Annotated in this window: 13 protein-coding genes; all 13 read left to right on the top strand. The window is 46.5% G+C overall.

Annotation, left to right across the window (positions count from 1 at the left end; genetic code table 11):
- The coding region (locus tag ACWVCM_RS10910) for an elongation factor Tu (RefSeq protein WP_455201782.1) at positions 1–811 on the top strand (811 nt) is incomplete at its 5' end.
- 100 nt (positions 812–911) lie between these two features.
- Positions 912–1,226, top strand: a complete 315-nt coding sequence (rpsJ, locus tag ACWVCM_RS10905; RefSeq protein WP_455199803.1) for a 30S ribosomal protein S10 — start codon at positions 912–914, stop codon at positions 1,224–1,226.
- A gap of 151 nt (positions 1,227–1,377) precedes the next feature.
- Positions 1,378–2,037 (top strand): 50S ribosomal protein L3, encoded by a 660-nt coding sequence (rplC, locus tag ACWVCM_RS10900; RefSeq protein ID WP_455201781.1) that lies wholly within the window; start codon positions 1,378–1,380, stop codon positions 2,035–2,037.
- An 11-nt stretch (positions 2,038–2,048) separates the two neighbouring features.
- Positions 2,049–2,669, top strand: coding sequence for a 50S ribosomal protein L4 (gene rplD, locus ACWVCM_RS10895; protein ID WP_455201780.1), 621 nt, complete (start codon positions 2,049–2,051; stop codon positions 2,667–2,669).
- Positions 2,666–2,962 carry a 50S ribosomal protein L23 gene (gene rplW, locus ACWVCM_RS10890; RefSeq protein WP_455201779.1) on the top strand — a complete coding sequence of 99 codons (297 nt, stop codon included), beginning with the start codon at positions 2,666–2,668 and terminating at the stop codon, positions 2,960–2,962. Before rplD ends, rplW begins: the two co-directional genes overlap by 4 nt.
- 48 nt (positions 2,963–3,010) lie before the next feature.
- Positions 3,011–3,838, top strand: a complete 828-nt coding sequence (rplB, locus tag ACWVCM_RS10885) for a 50S ribosomal protein L2 (RefSeq protein ID WP_455201778.1) — start codon at positions 3,011–3,013, stop codon at positions 3,836–3,838.
- 19 nt (positions 3,839–3,857) lie between these two features.
- Entirely contained in the window at positions 3,858–4,130 is a 273-nt protein-coding gene (gene rpsS / locus ACWVCM_RS10880) for a 30S ribosomal protein S19 (protein ID WP_455201777.1), read from the top strand.
- A gap of 42 nt (positions 4,131–4,172) precedes the next feature.
- Complete coding sequence (gene rplV / locus ACWVCM_RS10875; protein ID WP_455201776.1) at positions 4,173–4,505, top strand: 50S ribosomal protein L22; 333 nt, start codon at positions 4,173–4,175, stop codon at positions 4,503–4,505.
- A 75-nt stretch (positions 4,506–4,580) separates the two neighbouring features.
- Positions 4,581–5,267 carry a 30S ribosomal protein S3 gene (rpsC, locus tag ACWVCM_RS10870; protein WP_455201775.1) on the top strand — a complete coding sequence of 229 codons (687 nt, stop codon included), beginning with the start codon at positions 4,581–4,583 and terminating at the stop codon, positions 5,265–5,267.
- A 3-nt stretch (positions 5,268–5,270) separates the two neighbouring features.
- Entirely contained in the window at positions 5,271–5,684 is a 414-nt protein-coding gene (rplP, locus tag ACWVCM_RS10865; protein WP_455201774.1) for a 50S ribosomal protein L16, read from the top strand.
- The gene (gene rpmC, locus ACWVCM_RS10860) at positions 5,684–5,878 is read left to right on the top strand and encodes a 50S ribosomal protein L29 (RefSeq protein ID WP_455201773.1); all 195 of its coding nucleotides are present in this window, start codon (positions 5,684–5,686) and stop codon (positions 5,876–5,878) included. Before rplP ends, rpmC begins: the two co-directional genes overlap by 1 nt.
- Entirely contained in the window at positions 5,875–6,153 is a 279-nt protein-coding gene (rpsQ, locus tag ACWVCM_RS10855; protein ID WP_455201772.1) for a 30S ribosomal protein S17, read from the top strand. The genes rpmC and rpsQ overlap by 4 nt, the downstream gene beginning before the upstream one ends.
- Positions 6,154–6,189: 36 nt before the next feature.
- Positions 6,190–6,306, top strand: a 117-nt coding sequence (locus ACWVCM_RS10850; RefSeq protein WP_455201783.1) for an uL14 family ribosomal protein, incomplete at its 3' end; no start/stop codon positions are given.

Here is a 6,306-nt window from a genome sequence, read left to right as displayed (position 1 = left end):
TGTGCCCTACATACTGGTGTACATGAACAAAGCGGACATGGTGGACGACGAAGAATTATTAGAGCTGGTGGAAATGGAAATTCGCGAGCTGCTGGACAGCTACGAATTTCCGGGTGACGACACCCCCATCGTGGTGGGTTCGGCGCTGAAAGCGCTGGAAGGCGACACCTCCGATATTGGGGTTCCCTCCATCCACAAACTGGTGGAAGAAATGGACCGTTACATCCCGGAACCGGAACGCGCCATCGACGGCGACTTTCTGATGCCGGTGGAAGACGTGTTCTCCATCTCCGGTCGTGGCACCGTGGTGACCGGTCGTGTGGAGCGGGGCATCATCAACGTGGGTGACGAAGTGGAAATCGTGGGAATCAAAGACACGGCCAAGACCACCTGCACGGGTGTGGAAATGTTCCGTAAATTGCTGGATCAGGGCCAGGCGGGTGACAACGTGGGTGTGCTCTTACGGGGTACCAAGCGTGAAGAAGTGGAGCGTGGTCAAGTATTGGCCAAGCCGGGTTCGATCACCCCGCACATCAAATTCGAAGCGGAAGTGTACGTATTAAGCAAAGAAGAGGGTGGTCGTCATACGCCGTTCTTCAAAGGCTACCGTCCGCAATTCTATTTCCGGACCACCGACGTGACGGGCTCGGTCGAGCTGCCGGCGGACGTGGAAATGGTGATGCCGGGAGACAACGTGAACATGGTAGTGACGTTGATCGCCCCGATTGCGATGGAAGACGGGCTGCGTTTTGCGATCCGCGAAGGCGGACGTACCGTGGGTGCCGGCGTCGTCGCGAAAATTATTGAATAACATTGAAAAAGTAGTACCAAGTATGGCCGGGTGGTGATATGATTCGCCACCCAAAAATTGTTAAACAACGTTCGAATATTAGGAAAAGGGTTCAAATAGAATGGCAGCTGGGCAAAGAATTCGAATTCGCTTAAAAGCGTTTGATCATCGCCTTATTGATCAATCCGCGCGTGAGATCGTGGAAACGGCAAAACGTACGGGTGCGCAGGTGCAAGGCCCAATTCCATTGCCGACGAAAAAAGAACGTTGGACTGTTTTGATTTCCCCGCATGTTAACAAAGATGCGCGGGATCAATATGAGATGCGCACGCATAAACGTTTGATGGATATAGTAGATCCAACCGATAAAACGGTTGACGCCTTGATGAAGCTGGATTTGGCAGCCGGTGTCGACGTTCAAATCAAATTAAGCTAGTACGCGCATTTACAAACTTATTTATTTTTGACGGCGCCTTTTTTGCTGTCACAGGATTTTATTTTTTTGTGTAACCGGCGGCTAAACGCTGGAGTTAAACGTAAGTCAGCATCGGTCAATCGAAATCGGTGCGGTGTAGAGGAAAATAAAGATGACAATTGGTATTGTTGGACGCAAAGCGGGGATGACTCGCGTGTTCACTGATGACGGCGTGTCTATCCCTGTCACAGTGGTCGAGGTTGAACCCAATCGCGTTACTCAAGTAAAAACCATTGAATCGGATGGCTATCGTGCCGTGCAGGTAACTACAGGTGGCCGTCGTCCCTCACGCGTGAATAAACCCAGTACTGGAGTTTTTGCCAAGGCGAATACTGAACCAGGTCGTGGTTTATGGGAATTCCGTTTGAATGATGGTGAAGGTGAAGATATCGAGCAGGGTTCAAATATCGGTGTTGATATTTTTTCTCAAGGTCAACGCGTCGATGTTACAGGCACCAGCATCGGTAAAGGTTTTGCCGGTGTCATTAAACGCCACAATTTCAGCATGCAGGATGCAACCCACGGTAACTCAATCTCGCACCGCGCACCTGGATCTATAGGCCAAAACCAGACACCTGGTCGTGTGTTTAAGGGTAAGCGTATGGCCGGTCATATGGGAAATGTAAAACGAACAACCCAGAACCTGGAAGTGGTGCGGGTAGATGCTGAACGTAATTTATTGTTGATTAAAGGCGCAGTGCCTGGCGCAAAAGACGGCGATGTTATAGTCCGCGCTTCTGTAAAAGCACGTTCCGGTAAGACTGGTAGTTAAGGGGCTTGAAGATGGATATACAGTTAACAACAGCTACAGGTAAAGCCTCGAAAAAAACTATCGAAGTTTCGGATGCGAATTTTGCGAACGAATTTAATGAGGCATTAGTTCATCAGGTAGTAACGGCTTATCTGGCAGGTGCGCGTAGCGGAACCAGAGCTACCAAAAACCGTGCTGCAGTAAGCGGTGGTGGCGCAAAACCCTGGCGCCAAAAAGGTACTGGTCGCGCTCGCGCTGGTACCATTCGCAGCCCGTTGTGGCGTACCGGCGGAATGACATTCGCGCTGCAACCACAGGATCATTCACAAAAAGTGAATAAAAAAATGTATCGCAGTGCTATGCGTAACATTCTGTCAGAATTAGTACGCCAGGAACGCTTAATGGTAATTGACGATTTAAGTCTTGATGCACCAAAAACAAAACTATTAGCTGAAAAGTTGAAAGCTTTGGGTCTGGAAAACACGCTGATAGTTGTTGATGAATTAAATGATAACTTGTACCTGGCATCTCGTAACTTGAAGCATGTTGATATTAGCGAGGCGAAACGTGTGAATCCGGTTGCTTTAGTTAATAGTGATAAGGTGCTCATGACCGTAAATGCGGTAAAACAGATTGAGGGGATGCTCGCATGATTGACTCAAAAATAGCGAATGTCTTGTTAGAGCATCACGTCACTGAAAAGGGCTCTTTGCTGCGCGCTGAAAGTAACCAATATGTTTTCAAAGTTGCAAAAGATGCCAATAAGCAGCAAATCAAAGATGCCGTTGAAAAAATGCTCGACGTAAAAGTTGATTCCGTCACTGTACTGAATAACAAGGGTAAGGTGAAACGGTTTGGTCAGCGCTTTGGTCGTCGTAAGGACTGGAAGAAAGCTTACGTGCGAATTGCAGAAGGGCAAAATATTCAAATGTTGGAAGGCGAATAAAAGGTCTTCAGAGAACGAATCAGGTTAAGTAGTTAAGGAATCCATCAAATGGCGATACAGAAATCTAAACCAACCTCACCGGGCCGGCGCTTTGTCGTAAAGGTGTCTTCGCCTGAGTTGCACAAGGGTGAGCCACATGCGGCGCTTTTAGAAAAGAAAAGCCGAAGTGGCGGCCGGAATCATCACGGTCGTATAACAACTCGCCATAGAGGTGGTGGTCACAAGCAGCACTATCGGGTTATAGATTTTAAACGTAACAAAGATGGTATTCCTGGTCGTGTTGAGCGTCTGGAGTACGATCCTAATCGTAGCGCACATATTGCGTTAGTACTTTATGCTGATGGTGAGCGTAGATATATTATCGCGCCAAAAGGAGTTGCTGCAGGTGCTGAAATTATGTCTGGCTCCGAAGCACCAATCAAACCAGGTAATTGCTTGACATTACGCCAGATTCCAATGGGTAGTACGCTTCATTGTATTGAGCTAAAACCCGGAAAAGGTGCTCAAATTGCTCGCAGTGCAGGAACATCTGTTCAGCTAGTTGCACGCGAAGGTGAATACGCAACGATTCGCTTGCGTTCTGGTGAAATGCGTAAAGTACACGTTGAGTGTAAAGCAACAATTGGTGAAGTCAGTAACAGTGAACATAATTTACGTTCTCTCGGTAAAGCTGGTGCGAAACGCTGGCGCGGAGTTCGTCCTACGGTTCGCGGTGTCGCTATGAACCCTGTGGATCATCCGCATGGTGGTGGTGAAGGCCGTACCGCAGGTGGTCGTCATCCCGTTACACCATGGGGTGTACCTACCAAAGGTTATAAAACACGTAGTAATAAACGAACTGATGGCATGATTGTACGCCGTCGTAACAAGAAATAACTGAAGAGGTCAAAACACAGTGCCACGTTCAGTCAGTAAAGGACCCTTCGTTGACGATCACTTAATGAAAAAAGTGATTAAAGCGGCGGAAGAAAAAAACAGAAAGCCCATTAAAACCTGGTCACGGCGTTCCATGGTATTGCCGGACATGATTGGTTTAACCATCGCTGTTCATAATGGCAGACAGCATGTGCCGATTTTTATTACCGAAGATATGGTTGGTTACAAGCTGGGTGAGTTTGCGCCAACGCGGACTTTTAAAGGTCATGCTGGCGATCGAAAAGGTAAGTAAAACGGTTTTATAGCGGATTAGCGAATAGTAAAAGGTTAGCGTATGGAAGTTAGTGCAAAACTCAAAAATGCAGATTTTTCGGCACAAAAAGGCCGATTGGTAGCTGATCAGATTCGGGGCAAAAATGTCGAGAACGCCCTGCAATTTTTAACATACAGCACTAAAAAAGCTGCGCGTGTCGTTAAAAAGGTCCTGGAGTCAGCTATTGCTAATGCTGAACATAATGAAGGTGCTGATATCGACGAACTTAAGGTCTCAAGAATTTATGTGGATGAAGGTCGATATCAAGGTCGCTATCGCGCACGCGCGAAAGGTCGCGGCACCCGTATCCTTAAACGTAGTTGTCACATTACCGTGACCGTAAGTGATAGTTAATTGTTAACAAGATAGATTAATCGATAACGGACGTTCTATTAAAAGCAAAGCAAGCAGAGATATAGAGAGGCGTTAATGGGTCAAAAAGTACATCCAATTGGAATCCGACTAGGCATCGTCAAAGACTGGACGTCTAAGTGGTATGCGGATTCAAAAAATTTCGCGGACAATCTAAATATGGATTTAAAAGTGCGTGCGCACATCCGTAAAGCGCTTGCCAATGCTTCTGTTAGCCGTGTGCAAATTGAGCGTCCAGCTAATAACGCCAGAATTACTATTCACACCGCACGACCTGGCATTGTGATTGGTAAAAAAGGTGAAGACGTCGAAAAGTTAAGAATGGAATTAAGCAAAATGATGGGCGTTACGGTCAATATTAATATTGAAGAAATCCGTAAACCTGAACTGGATGCCCATCTGGTAGCGGAAAATATCGCGCAGCAATTGGAACGACGCATTATGTTCCGTCGCGCCATGAAACGTGCCGTTACCAATGCAATGCGTCTCGGTGCCCTGGGAGTAAAAGTTAGAGTATCTGGACGTTTGAATGGCGCAGAAATCGCGCGTACTGAATGGTATCACGAAGGTCGCGTACCTTTGCATACTTTGCGTGCGGATATTGATTACGGTGTAGTGGAAGCTAACACTACTTATGGTGTTATAGGTGTAAAAGTTTGGCTTTTTAAAGGTGAAGTTCTTGAGAAAGGAATAATACCTGAAGCCCAAACTGAAAAAGTCGCAACGGCGAATGTGGAGTCTTAAGTTATGTTACAGCCAAAGCGTACCAAGTTCAGAAAACAGATGAAAGGCAAAAACCGTGGGCTCGCTATACGCGGCAGTTCGGTTAGTTTTGGTGAATTTGGCCTGAAAGCAGTTGGGCGCGGTCGAATCACTGCCCGGCAAATAGAAGCCAGTCGTCGTGCCATGACGCGTCACGTTAAACGTGGCGGTAAGATCTGGATTCGTGTATTTCCGGACAAGCCTATTACTAAAAAGCCATTGGAAGTTCGTATGGGTAAGGGTAAAGGTTCTGTGGAATATTGGGTAGCACAAATTCAGCCAGGCCGCATGCTGTTTGAAATGGAAGGTGTGTCTGAAGAATTAGCGCGGGAAGCGTTTCGTTTAGCGGCCGCCAAATTGCCTATAAGTACAACATTTGTTTCACGTACGGTGATGTGATGAAAGCTGAAGAATTGCGGAAGAAAAATTCCAAAGAATTGCAGGAAGAGCTGGAAGGATTGTTGAAAGAGCAATTTGCGCTTCGTATGCAAAAAGGTTCTGGACAAATGAGTAATCCAGCACGATTTAAGACTGTGCGTCGTGAGATAGCGCGCATTAGAACTATTATGACTGAAATGGGTAATCAAGCATGAGTGAAAGCACAGGTACAGATCAAAAAGTTGTTCGTACCCGAGTAGGGCGTGTTGTTAGTGATAAAATGGATAAAAGCATCACTGTGATGGTGGAACGCCGCGTGAAGCATCCATTGTATGGGAAATACATAACTCGCTCGACGAAATTACATGCTCATGATGAAAATAATGAATGTGGGATTGGTGACACAGTATCGATTACTGAATGTCGCCCAATTTCAAAAACTAAAACGTGGCGTTTAGTGAGCGTCATCGAAAAAGCAAAAATAGTTTAGTTGGCAAGTTAAGAGTAGGATTGCGGAGATACTTCGATGATTCAAATGCAAACGGTTTTGGATGTAGCTGACAATAGTGGTGCGCGTCGGCTTCAATGTATAAAGGTGCTAGGAGGTTCCAAACGCCGTTATGCGGGCATTGGCGATATTATT

It is taken from the genome of Kaarinaea lacus (assembly GCF_975902315.1).
This window is presented reverse-complemented; position numbering and strand designations above follow the sequence as displayed.